Source organism: Citrobacter sp. RHBSTW-00887 (assembly GCF_013728095.1).
Classification (GTDB): domain Bacteria; phylum Pseudomonadota; class Gammaproteobacteria; order Enterobacterales; family Enterobacteriaceae; genus Citrobacter; species Citrobacter braakii.
Genome location: NZ_CP056267.1, coordinates 4,803,562 through 4,820,460, shown reverse-complemented (window position 1 = coordinate 4,820,460; position 16,899 = coordinate 4,803,562). Strand labels below are relative to the sequence as shown.

General features: G+C 51.1%; 18 protein-coding genes and 7 pseudogenes. 11 read left to right on the top strand and 14 right to left on the bottom strand.

Annotated elements, in window-relative coordinates; genetic code table 11:
* Nucleotides 1–69: 69 nt before the first annotated feature.
* The 7 genes from HV314_RS23015 to HV314_RS22985 all read right to left on the bottom strand — a co-directional run bounded on the left by HV314_RS23015 (nucleotide 70) and on the right by HV314_RS22985 (nucleotide 3,227).
* Nucleotides 70–459 carry a TA system toxin CbtA family protein gene (locus HV314_RS23015; protein ID WP_031285565.1) on the bottom strand — a complete coding sequence of 130 codons (390 nt, stop codon included), beginning with the start codon at nucleotides 457–459 and terminating at the stop codon, nucleotides 70–72.
* 56 nt (nucleotides 460–515) lie between these two features.
* A complete protein-coding gene (locus HV314_RS23010) occupies nucleotides 516–875 on the bottom strand; it encodes a type IV toxin-antitoxin system YeeU family antitoxin (protein WP_021314409.1) in 360 nt (119 codons plus the stop codon).
* Between the two features lie 24 nt (nucleotides 876–899).
* Nucleotides 900–1,121, bottom strand: coding sequence for a DUF987 domain-containing protein (locus tag HV314_RS23005; protein ID WP_021314408.1), 222 nt, complete (start codon nucleotides 1,119–1,121; stop codon nucleotides 900–902).
* Between the two features lie 13 nt (nucleotides 1,122–1,134).
* Nucleotides 1,135–1,614: a RadC family protein gene (gene radC, locus HV314_RS23000; protein WP_021314407.1), complete on the bottom strand. Its 480-nt coding sequence runs from the start codon at nucleotides 1,612–1,614 to the stop codon at nucleotides 1,135–1,137.
* Nucleotides 1,615–1,625: 11 nt separating this feature from the next.
* Nucleotides 1,626–2,069 (bottom strand): antirestriction protein, encoded by a 444-nt coding sequence (locus tag HV314_RS22995; protein WP_021314406.1) that lies wholly within the window; start codon nucleotides 2,067–2,069, stop codon nucleotides 1,626–1,628.
* A gap of 79 nt (nucleotides 2,070–2,148) precedes the next feature.
* On the bottom strand, nucleotides 2,149–2,397 hold the full coding sequence (locus HV314_RS22990) for a DUF905 domain-containing protein (protein ID WP_181481474.1): 249 nt from the start codon (nucleotides 2,395–2,397) through the stop codon (nucleotides 2,149–2,151).
* A 5-nt stretch (nucleotides 2,398–2,402) separates the two neighbouring features.
* Complete coding sequence (locus HV314_RS22985) at nucleotides 2,403–3,227, bottom strand: DUF932 domain-containing protein (protein WP_049090444.1); 825 nt, start codon at nucleotides 3,225–3,227, stop codon at nucleotides 2,403–2,405.
* A 348-nt stretch (nucleotides 3,228–3,575) separates the two neighbouring features.
* On the opposite strand from HV314_RS22985, the gene HV314_RS22980 reads away from it, so the two are divergent.
* Nucleotides 3,576–4,696 (top strand): IS3 family transposase gene (locus HV314_RS22980; protein WP_088765928.1). Its coding sequence is split into 2 segments (ribosomal slippage): nucleotides 3,576–3,834 and nucleotides 3,834–4,696, totalling 1,122 coding nucleotides; the frame shifts between segments, so codons are not numbered across the junction.
* 28 nt (nucleotides 4,697–4,724) lie between these two features.
* Here the strand turns inward: HV314_RS22980 and HV314_RS22975 are convergent.
* Nucleotides 4,725–4,862 (bottom strand): annotated as a pseudogene (locus HV314_RS22975) (ISL3 family transposase); the annotation flags it as partial.
* A 258-nt stretch (nucleotides 4,863–5,120) separates the two neighbouring features.
* Between HV314_RS22975 and HV314_RS22970 the strand changes: the two are divergent.
* Nucleotides 5,121–5,459 carry a YagK/YfjJ domain-containing protein gene (locus HV314_RS22970; protein ID WP_181546786.1) on the top strand — a complete coding sequence of 113 codons (339 nt, stop codon included), beginning with the start codon at nucleotides 5,121–5,123 and terminating at the stop codon, nucleotides 5,457–5,459.
* Here HV314_RS22970 and HV314_RS22965 read toward each other — a convergent pair.
* Nucleotides 5,430–6,658 (bottom strand): IS3 family transposase gene (locus tag HV314_RS22965; RefSeq protein ID WP_104457020.1). Its coding sequence is split into 2 segments (ribosomal slippage): nucleotides 5,430–6,343 and nucleotides 6,343–6,658, totalling 1,230 coding nucleotides; the frame shifts between segments, so codons are not numbered across the junction. The two genes, HV314_RS22970 and HV314_RS22965, sit on opposite strands and share 30 nt — an antisense overlap.
* 53 nt (nucleotides 6,659–6,711) lie before the next feature.
* On the opposite strand from HV314_RS22965, the gene HV314_RS22960 reads away from it, so the two are divergent.
* Both HV314_RS22960 and HV314_RS27705 read left to right on the top strand, forming a co-directional pair.
* Nucleotides 6,712–7,089, top strand: a complete 378-nt coding sequence (locus HV314_RS22960; protein WP_181546784.1) for a YagK/YfjJ domain-containing protein — start codon at nucleotides 6,712–6,714, stop codon at nucleotides 7,087–7,089.
* Between the two features lie 454 nt (nucleotides 7,090–7,543).
* Nucleotides 7,544–7,672, top strand: a complete 129-nt coding sequence (locus tag HV314_RS27705; protein WP_442778817.1) for a hypothetical protein — start codon at nucleotides 7,544–7,546, stop codon at nucleotides 7,670–7,672.
* Here the strand turns inward: HV314_RS27705 and HV314_RS22950 are convergent.
* The 3 genes and pseudogenes from HV314_RS22950 to HV314_RS22940 form a co-directional block, all read right to left on the bottom strand.
* A pseudogene (locus HV314_RS22950) lies at nucleotides 7,669–7,965 on the bottom strand (IS3 family transposase); the annotation flags it as partial. The gene HV314_RS27705 and the pseudogene HV314_RS22950 sit on opposite strands and share 4 nt — an antisense overlap.
* A gap of 16 nt (nucleotides 7,966–7,981) precedes the next feature.
* Nucleotides 7,982–9,064 (bottom strand): IS110 family transposase, encoded by a 1,083-nt coding sequence (locus HV314_RS22945; RefSeq protein ID WP_020803817.1) that lies wholly within the window; start codon nucleotides 9,062–9,064, stop codon nucleotides 7,982–7,984.
* A 279-nt stretch (nucleotides 9,065–9,343) separates the two neighbouring features.
* Nucleotides 9,344–9,913, bottom strand: a pseudogene (locus HV314_RS22940) (IS3 family transposase); the annotation flags it as partial.
* Between HV314_RS22940 and HV314_RS22935 the strand changes: the two are divergent.
* Nucleotides 9,903–10,277 (top strand): annotated as a pseudogene (locus HV314_RS22935) (ATP-binding protein); the annotation flags it as partial. The pseudogenes HV314_RS22940 and HV314_RS22935 overlap by 11 nt on opposite strands.
* Nucleotides 10,278–10,315: 38 nt before the next feature.
* On the opposite strand, the pseudogene HV314_RS27700 reads toward HV314_RS22935, so the two are convergent.
* Nucleotides 10,316–10,402 (bottom strand): annotated as a pseudogene (locus HV314_RS27700) (IS5/IS1182 family transposase); the annotation flags it as partial.
* 86 nt (nucleotides 10,403–10,488) lie between these two features.
* Between HV314_RS27700 and HV314_RS22930 the strand changes: the two are divergent.
* Nucleotides 10,489–10,626 (top strand): annotated as a pseudogene (locus tag HV314_RS22930) (IS3 family transposase); the annotation flags it as partial.
* Between the two features lie 73 nt (nucleotides 10,627–10,699).
* Here HV314_RS22930 and HV314_RS22925 read toward each other — a convergent pair.
* Nucleotides 10,700–10,837: pseudogene (locus HV314_RS22925) on the bottom strand (IS110 family transposase); the annotation flags it as partial.
* Between the two features lie 405 nt (nucleotides 10,838–11,242).
* Between HV314_RS22925 and mrkA the strand changes: the two are divergent.
* The 5 genes from mrkA to HV314_RS22900 all read left to right on the top strand — a co-directional run bounded on the left by mrkA (nucleotide 11,243) and on the right by HV314_RS22900 (nucleotide 16,874).
* On the top strand, nucleotides 11,243–11,851 hold the full coding sequence (gene mrkA, locus HV314_RS22920; RefSeq protein ID WP_001493056.1) for a type 3 fimbria major subunit MrkA: 609 nt from the start codon (nucleotides 11,243–11,245) through the stop codon (nucleotides 11,849–11,851).
* A 193-nt stretch (nucleotides 11,852–12,044) separates the two neighbouring features.
* Complete coding sequence (locus HV314_RS22915) at nucleotides 12,045–12,746, top strand: fimbrial biogenesis chaperone (protein WP_000820820.1); 702 nt, start codon at nucleotides 12,045–12,047, stop codon at nucleotides 12,744–12,746.
* 11 nt (nucleotides 12,747–12,757) lie between these two features.
* On the top strand, nucleotides 12,758–15,244 hold the full coding sequence (locus tag HV314_RS22910) for a fimbria/pilus outer membrane usher protein (protein WP_004207004.1): 2,487 nt from the start codon (nucleotides 12,758–12,760) through the stop codon (nucleotides 15,242–15,244).
* Nucleotides 15,235–16,209: a fimbrial protein gene (locus tag HV314_RS22905; RefSeq protein WP_004118569.1), complete on the top strand. Its 975-nt coding sequence runs from the start codon at nucleotides 15,235–15,237 to the stop codon at nucleotides 16,207–16,209. Before HV314_RS22910 ends, HV314_RS22905 begins: the two co-directional genes overlap by 10 nt.
* A gap of 14 nt (nucleotides 16,210–16,223) precedes the next feature.
* A complete protein-coding gene (locus tag HV314_RS22900; protein ID WP_001283944.1) occupies nucleotides 16,224–16,874 on the top strand; it encodes a fimbrial protein in 651 nt (216 codons plus the stop codon).
* Nucleotides 16,875–16,899: the final 25 nt, after the last annotated feature.

Sequence of the window (16,899 nt, the reverse complement as noted above, 5' to 3'; positions counted from 1 at the left end):
TTCTCTCCTTTATAGTCAGAAAAACACCAGCCGTTCAGGGCTGGTGTTGATGTACTTGTTTCGTCCAGCTCATCGCTTGCCTGGAGCGCTGACCTGCGGATGTTGCCCTCTGGTAATAGCCGTCACCTCTTTATACGTGTCACGGTTCATCAGCCCCGTTGCTTTCCTGGCCCGGAGGATATCTATGGGTGTGATAAACGGAGACTGCGTCAGGATGCTGAAGCCTGGCCGGTCAGTCCGGACCAGTTCGTACTTTTCTACAATAAAATTCAGGGCATCGGCCAGCGAGATACCCGCGTCGATATGCTGCTGAATCACCTGTTCATCAATGAACGGCGTATCGCTAAGCGTAAGGCCATAGTGCTGTTCCAGCAGGCAGGTCAGCAGGGTCTGCCAGACACTCACGGGAGACGGACGTGACGATGCCGCCCGCATTAAAGGGGATGATTTGGTTTGCATAAGCGTTATCTCTTTAGTGGGAAAACATGTGTGCTGAAGGGCGAAGTGTTACGGTGTTATTCTGTGGTGACGGGAATGGGATAAATCGCGATATAAACATAGCCGTGCGAACCGAGCGTATCGGCCTCGCAGGTCAGACCTTTTGCATACAGCGTGACGCAGTGCTGATAACGAGGATTCAGTTCACCGCTGGTGAGCATTAACTCCAGCTGTTTCATCAGTACCGGGAAACCCTGGTCAAGATGGCGCAAATCCGCATCGCAGAACTGTCCGTTAAAATTCGCACGGTCAGCCAGGTAATGCAGGTGGTTTCCCTCCTGGACCAGACGGGCACCAAAACACGGGGAGACACTGCGCCTGAGCCCCCACCAGGGTTCGCTGATATCATGCGTTGTTAGCGTGATGTTCTTCGACAAAATGTAGTCCTCCTTAATCGTGAATTAATTCAACGTAACGCTGCGCAATACGACATAAGGGCCATTGCGGTCCTGGCGGCGCTCTGCGAATACGGCCAGTACACCGCTGATATCGTCCACCTCGCGACCGGCATAGTGGCAGATGCTGCCGGACCACGCGTATTTGCCGGTACAGAAGCGGAACAACCGGGACTGTGGATGCTGGCGGTATATCGCCATCGCCTGACGCTTACTGATAATTTTCATTAATACTCCTCCCTTACAACCAGCCCCGTTCAGCAAACGAGACGATATCCATTCCGCCGATGACGAGATGGTCCAGGAAGCGCACACCCACAAGGTCCAGAGCGTTCTTCAGTCGCTCAGTCACCCGTCTGTCAGCCTGGCTGGGTTCGGCATGGCCTGAAGGATGACAGTGAACAACAATCACCGCCGCCGCATTGTATTTAAGGGTGGCCTTCACCACTTCCCGTGGATGAACTTCGGTATGGCTGATGGTGCCTTTGAACAGCGTTTCATGCGTAATCAGGCGGTGCTGGTTATCCAGCAGCAGCAGAACAAATGCCTCTCTTTCCTCCATTGTCAGATGGAGCCGTAACCAGTCACGTACTGAGCTGCTGGACGTAAACGACGCGCCGGGTTCTCGTAACTGGCGCTCCAGAAGAGTCAACGCCTCGCGGATGGTCTGTTGTGCTGATGCCGTCAGTTCATATGCAAACAACGGTAATTGTTTTTCCATGGTGCAGTACCTCAGTCGATGATGTGCATAATGGCGTTGCACTCAGGGTGGTTCAGCGCATAATCCCGCAGACGGTAATAATGTTCCGTCATGGCATCGCACTCCGTTCGGCAGGCATGGTGGCTGTAAGCCATCAGACAGACGGCAATACCCGCAGCTTCAGCACTCATTTCAGCGCTGTTACCATTAAGGGTATTAAACAGCGACCAGGGGCCGTCACTCTCTTCCGGAGCCATGAAAGCACCACCGTTGCTGAGAGTGTAAAAAGCCCAGACGCCACCGCTGTAATCCGCACACAGCCGGTCCATCCAGGCAAAGATGCGAGGCTCAAGGGTTATCCACTGCGGGATACGGCCAAAATGCTGAGGCCAGAAACGAAGGCGCTGTTCATCTTTAACAGGTGTGGCACAAAGAGTGTCTGTCGGAATGGTGTTATCCGTTAATGCGTTGTTCATGATTAATGACTCCGGAAATAAAAAAGCCAGCCGGTCAGGGCTGGCGGGAAAGGATGAGGCTGAAGTCTGTTAAGGTCGGTCAGGACCTGCGGATGCCATAACGTGCGATGTAGCGATTCAGCATCACTCCGGCTTCAGGTTCAAAGTTCCATGCCCGCCAGACCATCACACCCTCGCAACGTATAACCAGACGAAAATGCGTTCCCTGGTCGTCTTCAATGGTGATGTTGTCATATTGCGCTGCGATGCCTGAGGCCTGCTCACGGGTAAACGGGCCGGAGGGAAGGTGTGGGTGAGTTTCGGTGTTCACGGGTATGTTCCTCCGCATTGAAGTCATGCCTGCCCCAGCAGTTCGAGCATATTCTCTGCCATCACCCACAGCGCACGGTTAAGCTTCACATCGCCGTCGATACCGTTCACAGCACGGGTACGGTTGCTTCGCCCCTGCGCGGTACGCCCCGCCAGTCCTCCCTTCATCAGGTTCTCCTGCATCCGCTGATACACCGTCCAGAGGTCATCACTGCGGTCTTCGTAACGACGTGGCGTCAGTATCTGAGCGGTAGTGACGGGCTGGTGGTCTTCACCAAAACGATAGTGGAGAGCGGCCCTCGCCATCGCCTGTTGCGCTGGTGGCGGTAACAGAGCGGACTGCATGGCATCACGTTTCTCCTCCACCCGGTCAAATATCCCCAGTACCTCATAAGCCCCTTCAATAACTTTCTCCACCACATCCCCTTTATGCGGCACCCGCACTTCGCCGAATGACTGCCCGCAGACCAGCCCGTTGGTGCAGACGCCACGAAACAATCCCGGCAGCATCTGATAACTGGATGAGCCATCATGTGAATTGAGGAGGATAATTTCGGGAACCTGATGTCCGGTAAGTTGCCCGGTACGACGCAGGCGCAACATATGTTTGGTGTGCTCCCGTCGGCCCTGGTCACGTACGCGGGTCTGGCAGGCAAAGAAAGGCTCAAAACCTTCCCGCTGCAGATTCTCAAGAATAGTGATGGTCGGTATCCAGGTGTATCGGTCTGAACGGGATTCGTGCTTATTCTCACTAAAAACACTGGGGACGTATTGCATTAATTCTTCACGGGTTAACGGGCGGTCGCGCCGTACCTGATTTACCCGTCCAAAACGACTGGCTAGTTTCATGATGAGTTCCTTAATTTATCTCTTTGCACCAAACGGCTTAACCTCAGAAGAATAGATATATGCTTCGAGGAGTAACGGATTTTCACCAAAGTAATATAGATTCAAATTCATCCATAACTTAATAAAAAAAAGCCCGAGCATTATATGTGATAACTCCAGAGCAATTCGATGGCTAAAAAGGTATAAAAATCATGAATATCGTTAACTCCTTCCTTTATTGCAATTTCAACCCCAGACTAAAGAACAGTGGCGTTTGTCTATGTATGTATATAGATGTTGACCTGCTCCCCGTTGATTAGTACACCCCGATGTTAGTAATGTCTTCATAAGCCACATGAGGACATCCCCATGAAGAAGCGTTTTTCCGACGAACAGATCATCAGTATTCTCCGCGAAGCCGAAGCTGGGGTACCCGCCCGTGAACTCTGCCGCAAGCATGCCATTTCCGATGCCACGTTTTACACCTGGCGTAAGAAGTATGGCGGTATGGAGGTGCCTGAAGTTAAGCGCCTGAAGTCGCTTGAGGAAGAGAACGCCAGACTCAAGAAGCTGCTTGCCGAAGCCATGCTGGATAAAGAGGCGCTTCAGGTGGCTCTTGGGCGAAAGTACTGACGACAGACCAGAAGCGGGAAGCCGTGATGCTGATGTGTGATGCGACCGGTCTGTCGCAACGTCGTGCCTGCAGGCTTACAGGTTTATCCCTGTCGACCTGCCGCTATGAGGCTCACCGTCCGGCTGCTGATGCGCATTTATCAGGGCGCATCACTGAGCTGGCACTGGAGCGCAGGCGTTTTGGCTACCGTCGTATTTGGCAGTTGCTGCGCCGTGAAGGGCTTCATGTTAATCATAAGCGCGTGTACCGGCTTTATCACCTCAGTGGCCTGGGCGTAAAACGCAGAAGACGTCGTAAAGGGCTGGCAACAGAACGTCTGCCGCTGCTCCGTCCGGCGGCGCCCAATCTGACCTGGTCGATGGATTTCGTCATGGACGCACTTTCCACCGGTCGCAGGATCAAGTGTCTTACCTGCGTCGATGATTTCACAAAGGAATGCCTGACGGTCACTGTTGCCTTTGGGATTTCAGGCGTTCAGGTCTCGCGTATTCTGGACAGCATTGCACTGTTTCGAGGCTATCCGGCGACGATAAGAACTGACCAGGGGCCGGAGTTCACTTGCCGTGCACTGGATCAATGGGCCTTTGAGCATGGTGTTGAGTTGCGCTTAATCCAGCCGGGCAAGCCAACGCAGAACGGATTTATTGAGAGCTTTAACGGACGATTTCGCGATGAATGCCTGAATGAGCACTGGTTCAGCGATATCGTTCACGCAAGGAAAATCATTAATGACTGGCGGCAGGATTATAACGAGTGTCGTCCACATTCAGCACTGAATTATCAGACGCCATCAGAGTTTGCAGCACGGTGGCGAAATGGAAAATGTGAAGGTAAACAAACCGACCTTACTAACTGACGGTTGTATCTAATCCTGGGGGCAGGTCAGGACAGGTCAACTGAGTATTTTCAGCGATCCCGACAGTAACGGTAACAGACCCCGCATTTTCATCGAGAGAAAGAGACGTTACCTGCCACGGAGCAGACAGGTTGAGGATATGAGCATAGAGGGACTTTTCGTCCATGGTGGTGACCTCTGGCGAATTAATACGCCATTATCATGCCTTTAGCCACCACAACAAGGGAAGACCCAATTCAATACATTGAAACCAACAAACATTTCAGCACTAATAAAACAACGCTCATGCATATAACTCGGCAAGTAAACATAGACCGTATGCATAATGCATATGAACAATACAAGCGTAGAGCAAGTGATTTAATTAAATAATCAGCTCTACTACGACTAACACTTTCGAAATATAAAGAAGGAAACAAATAGTATGTACGAATATATCACCTCTCACGGAAAATTGAATCAATACCATTTAAAGAAAATAGAACAGACTATTGATAAAGCATTGAGTGAACACTCAAGAGTATTGGCTGTAAGAATAGATTTACATACTCCTGTTCTCAAACCATTAAATGACATGCCTGATGAGGCTAATTTCGCAAGGACAGATTCATCAGTAATATCCCGCTTTACGGATTCTCTGAAAGCAAAAATTTCACATCATCTTAACAAACGGGAGAAAGAGGGTAAGCGAGTTCGTAAGACATCATTACGTGTTGTCTGGGTGGATTTGCCCCTATATTTCCAGACACCTGTTATCACTTAACCCATTACTGGCCCGCTGCCGCAGATATTCCCGTGGCGAGCGATAACCCAGCGCACTATGCGGATGCCATTCGTTATAATGCTCGAACGCCTCTGCAAGGTTCTTTGCTGCCGTTAACCCGTCTGGTTTGGGCATGATACTTATGTAGTCACGCTTTATCGTTTTCACGAAGCTCTCTGCTATTCCGTTACTCTCCGGACTCCGCACTGCCGTGTTCTTCGGTTCAAGTCCCAACATCCTGGCGAACTGACGTGTTTCATTCGCCCGGTAGCATGAACCATTATCCGTCAGCCACTCCACTGGAGACGCCGGAAGCTCGCTGCCAAAGCGGCGTTCCACTGCTCCCAGCATGACGTCCTGTACTGTTTCACTGTCGAAGCCACCCGTTGTGACCGCCCAGTGCAGTGCCTCACGGTCACAGCAGTCCAGCGCGAACGTGACCCGCAGTTTTTCTCCGTTATCACAGCGGAACTCAAACCCGTCAGAGCACCATCGCTGATTACTTTCTTTCACAGCCACTCTGCCGGTATGTGCCCGTTTCGATGGCGGTACAGCGGGTTTTCGCTCAAGCAACAGCGCATTCTGGCGCATGATCCGGTAAACACGTTTGGCATTGATCGCAGGCATACCATCAAGTTCTGTTTGTCTGCGAAGCAGCGCCCATACCCGACGATAACCATATGTGGGCAGCTCTCCGATAACATGGTGTATACGGCGAAGCACATCCGTATCATCCGTGTGACGGCTGCGGCGGCCGTCCTTCCAGTCATCGGTTCGTCTGAGAATGACGTGCAACTGCGCACGCGACACCCGGAGACAACGGCTGACGAAGCTTACTCCCCATCCCCGGGCAATAAGGGCGCGTGCGCTATCCACTTTTTTGCTCGCCCATATTCAACGGCTTCTTTAAGGAGTTCATTTTCCATCGTTTTTTTGCCGAGCAGGCGCTGGAGTTCTTTAATCTGCTTCATGGCGGCAGCAAGTTCAGAGGCAGGAACGACCTGTTCTCCGGCAGCCACAGCAGTAAGACTTCCCTCCTGGTATTGCTTACGCCAGAGAAATAGCTGGCTGGCTGCCACACCATGTTGCCGGGCAACAAGGGAGACCGTCATTCCCGGTTCAAAGCTCTGCTGAACGATAGCGATCTTTTCCTGTGTAGTACGCCGTCTGCGTTTCTCCGGCCCTAAGACATCAATCATCTGTTCTCCAATGACTAGTCTAAAAACTAGTATTAAGAATATCACTTATTTAAGTGATATTGGTTGTCTGGAGATTCAGGGGGCCAGTCTACTGGGCCAGAGAGTTTGTACCTGATTCACATAAGAAACATTATCACGTTTTATTGTTACTCAACGGGGACACTTTCAATACACTGGGAGCGTATGATAGTAACAAAGGTACACTACGCCGCCTTATACGTGAGTCATGGATGAGTGCTGTCAGTTTCATATATCCCCCCGATAAAGAGTTAGTCCACATACCCAGGAATCCTTGTTATTACCTGAGTGCAAAGGATGGCAAGCAAAGTGAGTCATATTGCTCGCTGATTTACCGGACAAGTTACTTCGCAAAAGAGAAAAACAAATGCTTTACAGATGGTGAACGTAATTTTGGATGTAGCTTTAAATAATGGCATCACAAATCATCTATTTATCCATGAGTAAAACAGACCAGTACAGGGCTGTTCATGACTCATATCTGTACAGTATCAGGTAGCAAAACAATCCTGACTAAAATAATATCAATCCAAATAAAACCAATTTAGACCAATGGTCTGCCGGAGTATTCCAAATAGCAGATGAGTATCATATTCTTGGTCCTGCAGTATATCTGCCAGTAAAAATTAACATATGAGAGGTCGAATATGAGTGTTGGAGTTATAAAAGACAAAAAGGCTACTTACCCAGTAGAATACTTCCCTCAAATAATGCGGAATGCAATTGAATCTATAGTAAGGGATGTTCAGGCTCCTCCGGAGCTGGTGGGTAGCGCCATACTGGGTTTTGCATCACTTGCATTGCAGGGGTTAAAAAAAAATTCGTTATCCTGGCGGGCGAGTCAGGCCCATCTCCTTATATCTTACCGTGATTGCAGACTCAGGAGAGCGGAAAACTGCTGTATATAACCTGGTGGGTCAACCTGTCTTTGCATTTGAGAAAGCCTGCCGAAAGAAACATGAAATGCTAATAGTTGAATCGCCACGGATAATCTAGACACTTCCGAGCCGTTGATAATACTGGTTTTCATATTCTGTCGGTGACATCTGATCGCTGGAACCATGCCGACGCTTACTGTTATAAAACATTTCGATGTAATCAAAAATATCGCTGCGGGCTTCCTCCCGCGTTCCATAGATCTTTTTCTTTATCCGTTCGCGTTTCAACAACTGGAAAAAGCTTTCTGCAACCGCATTATCGTGGCAGTTACCGCGACGGCTCATGCTGCCCTCCAGGCCGTGTGATTTCAGGAACGACTGCCACTCATGGCTTGTGTACTGACTGCCCTGGACGCCCTTCTAAGTGTCAAGTCGTTATTTGAGTGCTGTTAATCTGCCGATTTTGATTGCGAAGCAGTGTGAAGACCTCGCGTGCGATATAACGTTTCAGGCAGCGCAGCGCTTCCATTTTTGAGTGCCCTTCCGCGACTCTTTTCGCGACATACTCCTGCGTTTTCGTATCTGTACGTAACCGGCCTATAGCGATGATATGCAGGGCGCTATTTGCTGCGCGATCTCCACCACGGTTCAGTCTGTGGCGATTTGTTTTTCCTGATGAGACGGGAACGGGACTGACTCCGCATAAGGCCGCGAAGCCAGGCTCAGACTGCAGCCGTTGAGGGTTATCACCCGCAGTGATGAGCAGCTGAGAAGCGGATTCATAGCCGATAGCGTTACGCTTGATCAGCTCAGGTGCCAGCTCATCAACGATTGACGCGATCATGATATCCAGGTCTGCTATTTCATCGTGAAGTTCAAGATATCGTCGAGCCAGCGATTTCAGGGCAATACGATAAGCATCCTGAACATTACGATACGCCGTCACATCCGGCCGCCATGCGGCCAGGGTTCGAATCAGCTGCATCCGGGTCAGATTACGTAATTGATCACGTAGTTCATCCGGAGATGAAACGATATTCATCTGGATCATTTGCAGCGCAATACGACGTGCTGCAACGGCTGTTTTTCGGCAGACTTTCAGAACGCGGAGTGCTTCAATCATCCCGCTTCGTGTTTTAGGTGTGACAGTGCGTATCAATGAGAAAGCTGCGTGGGCGGCACTTTCAGCATCAATTGTGTCACTTTTTCCACGCCTGCGGCGTTCCATTTTATCCGGAGCAGTCACTTCCAGCACGGTGATGCCGGCATTTTGCAGGTGGCGTAGCAAGCCAGCGCCGTAAGAACCGGTACATTCAACTCCGATGCGGGCAACCGTTCCAAAAGATGCCATCCATGTCAGCATCTGCCGATATCCCTGCCGGGTTGTCGCGAAAAAATCACTGCCTAAAACGCGGTTGTTTTCATCAACTACTGCAGCAACGTGCAGGTCCTTATGCGTATCAACGCCGCCCACGACAAACGGTGGGCGAACTGATTTAGTCTTCGCCATAGCCTAATCCTTTCTGGAACTTATCGTCATTTCTCCTGACGATAACCCGGACAGGACAGTAAGGAGACAAGACGTCAGGCCCTTCTTGAGTCACGCGCATCGGTGAGGAGAAGCCTCGCATGAAGTACTTTCCGTCAACCGACGGGTCCAGGGAAAGACACATTTCTGGTCGATCAGAGTGTGAGTCAGGTAGCCGGAAAGTCTTCACTGCATCAGTGATCTCACCGCGCGAACAAAACAGCAAGCATGATGATGAGAACTGACACAGACATTCTTACTATCCGAATGAACCAGCACCTGTTTTTGGGGATTACGCCGCCATACAGCCATCAGCAGTGCGTTCAGGACAATGTCCTTTGTCATCCGGGATTGCATGGACCAGCCGATAATTTTGCGTGAGAACAGATCAACAACCACGGCAAGATACAGCCAGCCTTCGTGGGTCCTGATATAGGTTATGTCGGTTACCCAACGCTCATCCGGAGCATCCGGATTGAACTGTCGCTGGAGCCTGTTGGGCGACACGATACTGGCCTCGCCTTTACGTGCCCGCGGGCTCCGGTATCCGACCTGAGCCTTTATCCCGACACGTTTCATCAGTCGCCAGACTCTGTTCACTCCGCACTGTTGCCCGCTGTCCCGCAGATCCAGATGGATCTTGCGATAACCATAGACGCATCCCGATTCCAGCCAGAACTGTTTAATCTGTCCTGTCAGTCTCAGGTCTGCCTGATGGCGTTGTGAATGCGGCTGCTGAAGCCAGGCGTAAAAGCCACTGGGATGAACATCCAGCACCCGACAGAGCAGGCGAACAGGCCAGCAACGGGCGTTGTCACGGATAAAGGCGAAGCAGGAAAATCGTCTTGAACGTCAGCTGCAGCAACTGAGTTATGCGCGGGTGCTTATCCTGGATGAAATAGGTTATCTGCCAATGAACCGTGAGGAGGCGAGTCTGTTCTTCCGGCTGCTGAACCGCCGGTATGAAAAAGCGAGCATCATCCTGACGTCAAACAAAGGGTTCGCCGACTGGGGTGAAATGTTCGGTGATAACGTGCTGGCGACGGCGATCCTGGATCGTCTTCTGCATCACTCAACGACGCTGAACATAAAAGGAGAAAGCTATCGGTTGAAAGAGAAACGCAAAGCCGGAGTGCTGGCAAAAAGCGCAACGCCAATCAGTGATGATGAAATGGTGGAAAGCGGACAACGTTAATGACCAACAGGGAGTGCGGGCAATGAAAATGGCGAAAAACGGTCAGTAATCTTGGCGTTGACACATCGGTTAAAACGGTTATAAAAGGTCTTCCTTGGGCCATATCGCTCAGGCAAATCGCGCCAGCAATGGCGCGAGGGAAAGCTGCTATTACCTTCTTCAGCGAGTCCTCAGCTACTTCCTGTGGCTTTCTATGCCGCTACCGTTGTTGAACCGGATCAAAGCGGTGCGTGGCTATAAAGCTTCATGCCGGATGGCTGGCAGACCTTCGGTCGTTGCCCCTAATCGTGTGCAGCGTGAATTTACCGTGGTAAAGCCCAATCAGGTCTGGGTGACTGATATCACCTACAGCGCGCCCGGATTTCAGGGCGGGTAACGTGTTTTACATACTGAGGATTGATAACTTTTACTTTATGTCCCTATTTTTCAGACTCATGCTGCCAGTAAAATGCCCCAGTGCTCGCTTCGACACTAATCAGGCAGACCGGAATCTTCGCCACCGCCTGGAGTAATTCTTTTCGACCAGTACGCTTTGAATAAACTGACTTACCCATGCCATTGTGATTTTAAACATCATTAAAATTATAGCCATTGGCGCATTGTAATTATAACCTCTAAAAATCAATGTGTTACTTTGCTTTATGTTATGTTTGACAAAAGTCAACATGTCTTTGATTGGAATTGCTGATTGTTTTTTGTCTATTAATAGGCGCTAATCCATAAAACAGTCTCAATCAAGTTGTAAAAGAATGTATGTTTAATTTCGAAATAGCATTCTTTGACGCCGACAGCCTCGACGAATTCTTTCATTGAATTCTTTCCTGACGCCTTAAATATTGCGGCCTCCGGTCAGTCGAAGTTTCTATTAACAGTTGCACAAGTGAGCATCGCAAATCGCTTCTGACTTTTGTGCGTATTAACTGTTTGCTCATTGATACTTAATTCACTCTGACAAGGAAATGGCAATGAAAAAGGTTCTTCTCTCTGCTGCAATGGCAACTGCGTTTTTTGGTATGGCTGCGGCAAATGCTGCTGATACCAATGTAGGCGGCGGTCAGGTTAATTTCTTCGGTAAAGTTACCGACGTATCTTGTACTGTTTCCGTAAACGGCCAGGGCAGCGATGCGAACGTTTATCTGTCACCAGTGACTTTAACGGAAGTTAAAGCTGCCGCGGCGGATACCTATCTGAAACCGAAATCTTTCACCATCGATGTTTCTGACTGCCAGGCGGCTGATGGCACCAAACAGGATGATGTGAGCAAACTGGGTGTGAACTGGACCGGCGGTAACCTGCTGGCGGGCGCAACCGCTAAACAGCAGGGCTACCTGGCTAACACCGAAGCCGCCGGCGCGCAGAATATCCAGCTGGTTCTCTCCACCGATAACGCCACCGCGCTGACCAACAAAATCATCCCGGGCGACAGCACCCAGCCTAAAGCGGCCGGTGATGCCTCTGCCGTTCAGGATGGCGCGCGCTTCACTTACTACGTCGGCTATGCGACCAGCACCCCGACCACGGTTACCACCGGTGTGGTTAACAGCTACGCGACTTACGAAATTACTTATCAGTAATATCGACTGAGAGATAAAGCCGCCTCGCGCCGGGGCGGTCTATACCCGTCATACTTCGAATGGCACAGGCGTTGGCGACGTTTGCTCACCCCAGTCACTCTCTGGCCGCCTTTCTGCAATTCGAATTATTCAGGGTATACAACAATAATAAAGCGGCCACTGCTGCCGCTTATTTTTTTATTCTGAGGTCAGCATGAAGCGTATTGCCCTTTTTTTCTGTTTCATTTTTAGTTTTGCGGCCCATGCCAATAATATTATTGTTAACGGTACCCGCTTTATTTATCCAGGAAATGAAAAAGAAATAACGGTGCAGCTCTCTAACACCGCCGACCGTCCGGCGCTGGCGCAAGCCTGGCTGGATAACGGTAATGCCGACGCGACGCCGGATACCATTACGACCCCCTTTATTATCACGCCGCCTATTTCCCGCGTTGATGCGAAAAGCGGTCAAACCCTGCGTATTAAGCTCGGCAGTAATGCAGGGCTGGCTAAAGATAAAGAGACGCTGTGGTGGCTGAACCTTCTGGAAATACCGCCGGTTGAGGCCAGCCAGAAAAACGAAGGGCAAAATATTCTGCAGCTGGCGATTCGTTCGCGCTTTAAGTTTATTTATCGCCCTGCCGGGCTAGGCAATCGCGACGCTGCGGCAGAAAAACTGGCGCTCTCCGCTAACGGCAGCAGCCTGTCCGTCAGTAACCCAACGCCCTTTTATATCACCGTAAGCCGTATCTCCCGTAACGGCGGCAAAGCGCTCAACAGCAAAACGGTCATGTTTGCCCCGCAGTCCAGCCAGACCATCGCCCTCTCTTCAGCGGTGAGCAAAGGCGAGACCCTGACCGTTAACAACATTAATGATTATGGTGCAGATGTCGCAGTGAAAGTTACCGTCAAATAAGGGAAACGATCATGAAGCAGAGGTCAATCTGCCCGGGAAGATTAAGCACGGCTATTGCGGTTGCGCTGTGCTGCTTTCCGCCATTTTCCAGCGGACAGGAAAACCCGGGAACGATCTATCAATTTAACGATGGTTTTATCGTCGGCAGTCGCGAAAAGGTCGACCTGTCGCGCTTCTCGACCAGCGCTATCAGCGAGGGCGTCTACTCCCTTGATGTCTATACCAACGGCGAATGGAAAGGGCGCTACGACCTGAAAATCACCGCCGGTAAAGACGGCAAAATGGGCGTCTGCTATACCAAAGCGATGCTGATGCAGTATGGGATTTCGCCGGAAAAATTAAATCCGCAGCTCAGCGAAAAAGAGGGCTTCTGCGGACGCCTGCAGGAGTGGCGTCACGAAGATAACGTCAAAGACACGCTGATTCAGTCCTCCCTGAGACTGGATATTGCCGTACCGCAAATCTACGAAGATCAGCGCCTGAAAAACTTTGTCAGCCCGCAATTCTGGGATAAAGGCGTTGCGGCGCTGAATTTAGGCTGGATGGCCAACGCCTGGAACAGCCATATCTCCTCGGCCAACGGTTCCGATAACAGCAGCGCGTATCTTGGCGTTAACGCGGGCCTGTCGTGGGACGGCTGGCTGCTCAAGCATATCGGTAACCTGAACTGGCAGCAGCAGCAGGGGAAAGCGCACTGGAACAGCAACCAGACCTATCTGCAGCGGCCGATTCCGCAGATTAACTCGATAGTCAGCGGCGGGCAGATTTTTACCAACGGCGAGTTCTTTGACACCATCGGCCTGCGCGGGGTTAACCTGGCGACCGATGACAATATGTTTCCCGACGGCATGCGCTCCTACGCCCCTGAAATTCGCGGCGTGGCGCAAAGCAACGCCCTGGTGACGGTGCGCCAGGGCAGCAATATTATCTATCAGACCACGGTGCCGCCGGGGCCGTTTACCCTGCAGGATGTCTATCCTTCCGGCTACGGTAGCGACCTTGAAGTGTCGGTTAAAGAGGGCGATGGTTCGGTCGAGGTATTCAGCGTACCTTACGCCTCGGTAGCGCAGCTGCTGCGTCCGGGGATGACCCGCTACGCGCTCTCCGCCGGTAAAGTCGACGATAGTTCGCTGCGTAATAAACCGATGCTCTACCAGGGAACCTGGCAGCATGGTTTAAATAACCTGTTTACCGGCTATACCGGCGTCACCGGATTTGATGACTATCAGGCGTTCCTGCTGGGGACCGGGATGAACACCGGCATCGGCGCGCTCTCCTTCGACGTGACTCACTCGCGGCTGAAGAGCGATACCCTTGACGAGCACGGTCAAAGCTATCGCGCCACCTTTAACCGCATGTTTACCGAAACCCAGACCAGCATCGTGCTGGCGGCGTATCGCTACTCCACCAAAGGCTACTACAACCTGAACGACGCCCTCTACGCCGTCGATCAGGAGAAGAACTACAACAGCAACTACACCGTGTGGCGCCAGAAAAACGGGATGACCTTTACCGTCAACCAGAACCTGCCGGACGGCTGGGGCGGTTTTTATCTGAGCGGTCGGGTGGCGGATTACTGGAACCGTTCGGGGACGGAAAAGCAGTATCAGTTTAGTTACAACAATATGTACGGTCGGCTCTCGTGGTCGGTCAGCGCCCAGCGCGTCTATACCCCGGATAGTTCCGGCCACCGCCGCGACGATCGCGTGTCTCTCAACTTTAGCTACCCGCTGTGGTTCGGTGAAAACCGCACCGCTAACCTGACATCGAATACCGCGTTTAACAATTCGCGTTTCGCCAGCTCGCAGATTGGCGTCAACGGTTCGCTGGATAGCGAAAACAACCTTAACTACGGCGTGTCGACGACCACCGCCACTGGCGGCCAGCACGATGTGGCGCTGAACGGCAGTTACCGTACCCCGTGGACGACGCTGAACGGCAGCTATAGCCAGGGCGAAGGCTATCGCCAGAGCGGCGTGGGCGCCAGCGGGACGCTAATCGCGCATCAGCACGGCGTCGTATTCTCGCCGGAAACCGGCACTACTATGGCGCTGATCGAAGCGAAAGATGCCGCGGGCGCGATGTTGCCCGGTTCGCCGGGTACCCGCATCGACAGCAACGGCTACGCCATTCTGCCGTATCTGCGGCCTTACCGGATAAATTCCGTTGAAATTGACCCGAAAGGCAGCAATGACGATGTCGCCTTCGGCAGTACCGTGGCGCAGGTGGTGCCGTGGGAAGGGAGCGTGGTCAAGGTCTCCTTCGATACCACGCTGCAGAACAACATCACTCTGCGGGCGCGCCAGGCTAATGGCCTGCCGTTACCGTTTGCCGCCACGATATTCGGTCCGTCCGGGAAAGAGATCGGCGTGGTGGGGCAGGGCAGCATGATGTTTATCAGCGACGCCAGCGCGCCGAAGGCCACGGTTAAGTGGAGCGGCGGACAGTGCTCGGTGGAATTAAGTCAGGAAAAAACAAAGGAAACGCTATGTCGCTAATGAAAAAACTGACGCTTTTTATTGGCTTAATGGCGCTGGGGACAACGTCAGCATGGGCATCATGTTGGCAATCTAATAGTGCCTATGAAATTAATATGGCTATGGGGCGCGTGGTTGTTAGCCCGGACTTACCAGTAGGGAGTGTCATTGCAACTAAAACATGGACAATGCCGGATAATAATACGATTTATGTTACATGTGATAGAATTACTACTCTGAAATCAGATGCGAAAGTTGTTGCTGCTGGTTTGGTTCAGGGGGCCAATAAAGTCTATTCAACTGCAATTCCTGGAATTGGTTTACGTTTCTCACGTAAAGGGGAGATCAGTATGATCTACCCTGATAGTTATACCACGACAGGTTCCTCCTTTAGACTCGCAGGTTCAACATTCACATTAGATATAATTAAGACCAGTACCACAACAGGGAGTGGAACCATAGCCAGTGGGCCGTATACAGAGTACGGACCAGGATTTACAATCCTTAAAACCAGCCTTAATGCTGATGCCATTACAATTGTTTCACCTTCTTGTACCATTTTAGGTGGCAAAAATATGAATGTCGATATAGGCACGATTAAACGAGCTGATTTAAAAGGGGTGGGGACCTGGGCTGGCGGTACACCATTTGATATTAAACTGGAGTGTAGTGGGGGAGTCAGTGTCAGTGGTTATGCAAATATTAACACCTCATTTTCTGGAACATTAGCTACAAATACATCAGCGAATCAAGGTGTTCTACTAAACGAAAAGACCGGAAATTCTGCTGCTAAGGGCGTTGGTGTGCAGGTTATAAAGGACAACACTCCTCTGGAATTCAACAAAAAATATAATATTGGTACATTACAAAACCAGGAAACTCGTTATATCACCCTGCCTCTCCATGCGCGCTTCTATCAATATGCGCCGACTACCAGTACCGGTGAAGTGGAGTCGCACCTGGTCTTTAACCTGACGTACGATTAATGCGGGAGGCGGGTATGAGTGATTCAGCAAAGTATAAAAATAGCACACGACTCATTCAGTTGGCCCTGATAAGCGGGACGCTTATTGCCTCCTCGGCGTGGGGATTCGAGACGAATTACGATCGTGGGCGGGTTGATTTTGCCGGACGGGTGACCGACATCTCCTGTAGCGTGGCGCTTAACGGCGGCAATAATGCAGGGAGTGGAAGCGTCTGGCTGGCGCCGGTCAGCCTGGCAGAAGTACACGATCGCGGGGCGGGGGCATTTATGAAACCACAGCCTTTCACGCTGGAACTCTCAAACTGCCAGCTTCGTCATGATGGCGGCGCGGCGGATAAAGATGAAGTTCGGATGGTGAATGTGCGCTGGATTGATGGGTTTATGGTTAATTCCGTCAGCAATGAAAACGCTGGTTATCTGGCGAATACGCGCGCGGATGGGGCCAGCCATATTTTCCTGGCGCTGTCGACTAACGACAATAATACTCTGGACAAGAGCAATAAAATTGTCCCGGCTGACCCGCAGCAAAACCGGGTGCCTCTGGTCGAAAAGGCGGTGGATGGCGGGATATTTACTTATTACATTGGCTACGTTACGCCAGCGCCGGAAAAAGCGACCAGCGGTCCGTTGACCAGCTGGGCGACCTGGGAGTTAGTTTATAATTGAGTGATTGATTGACTTTATTGCGCGA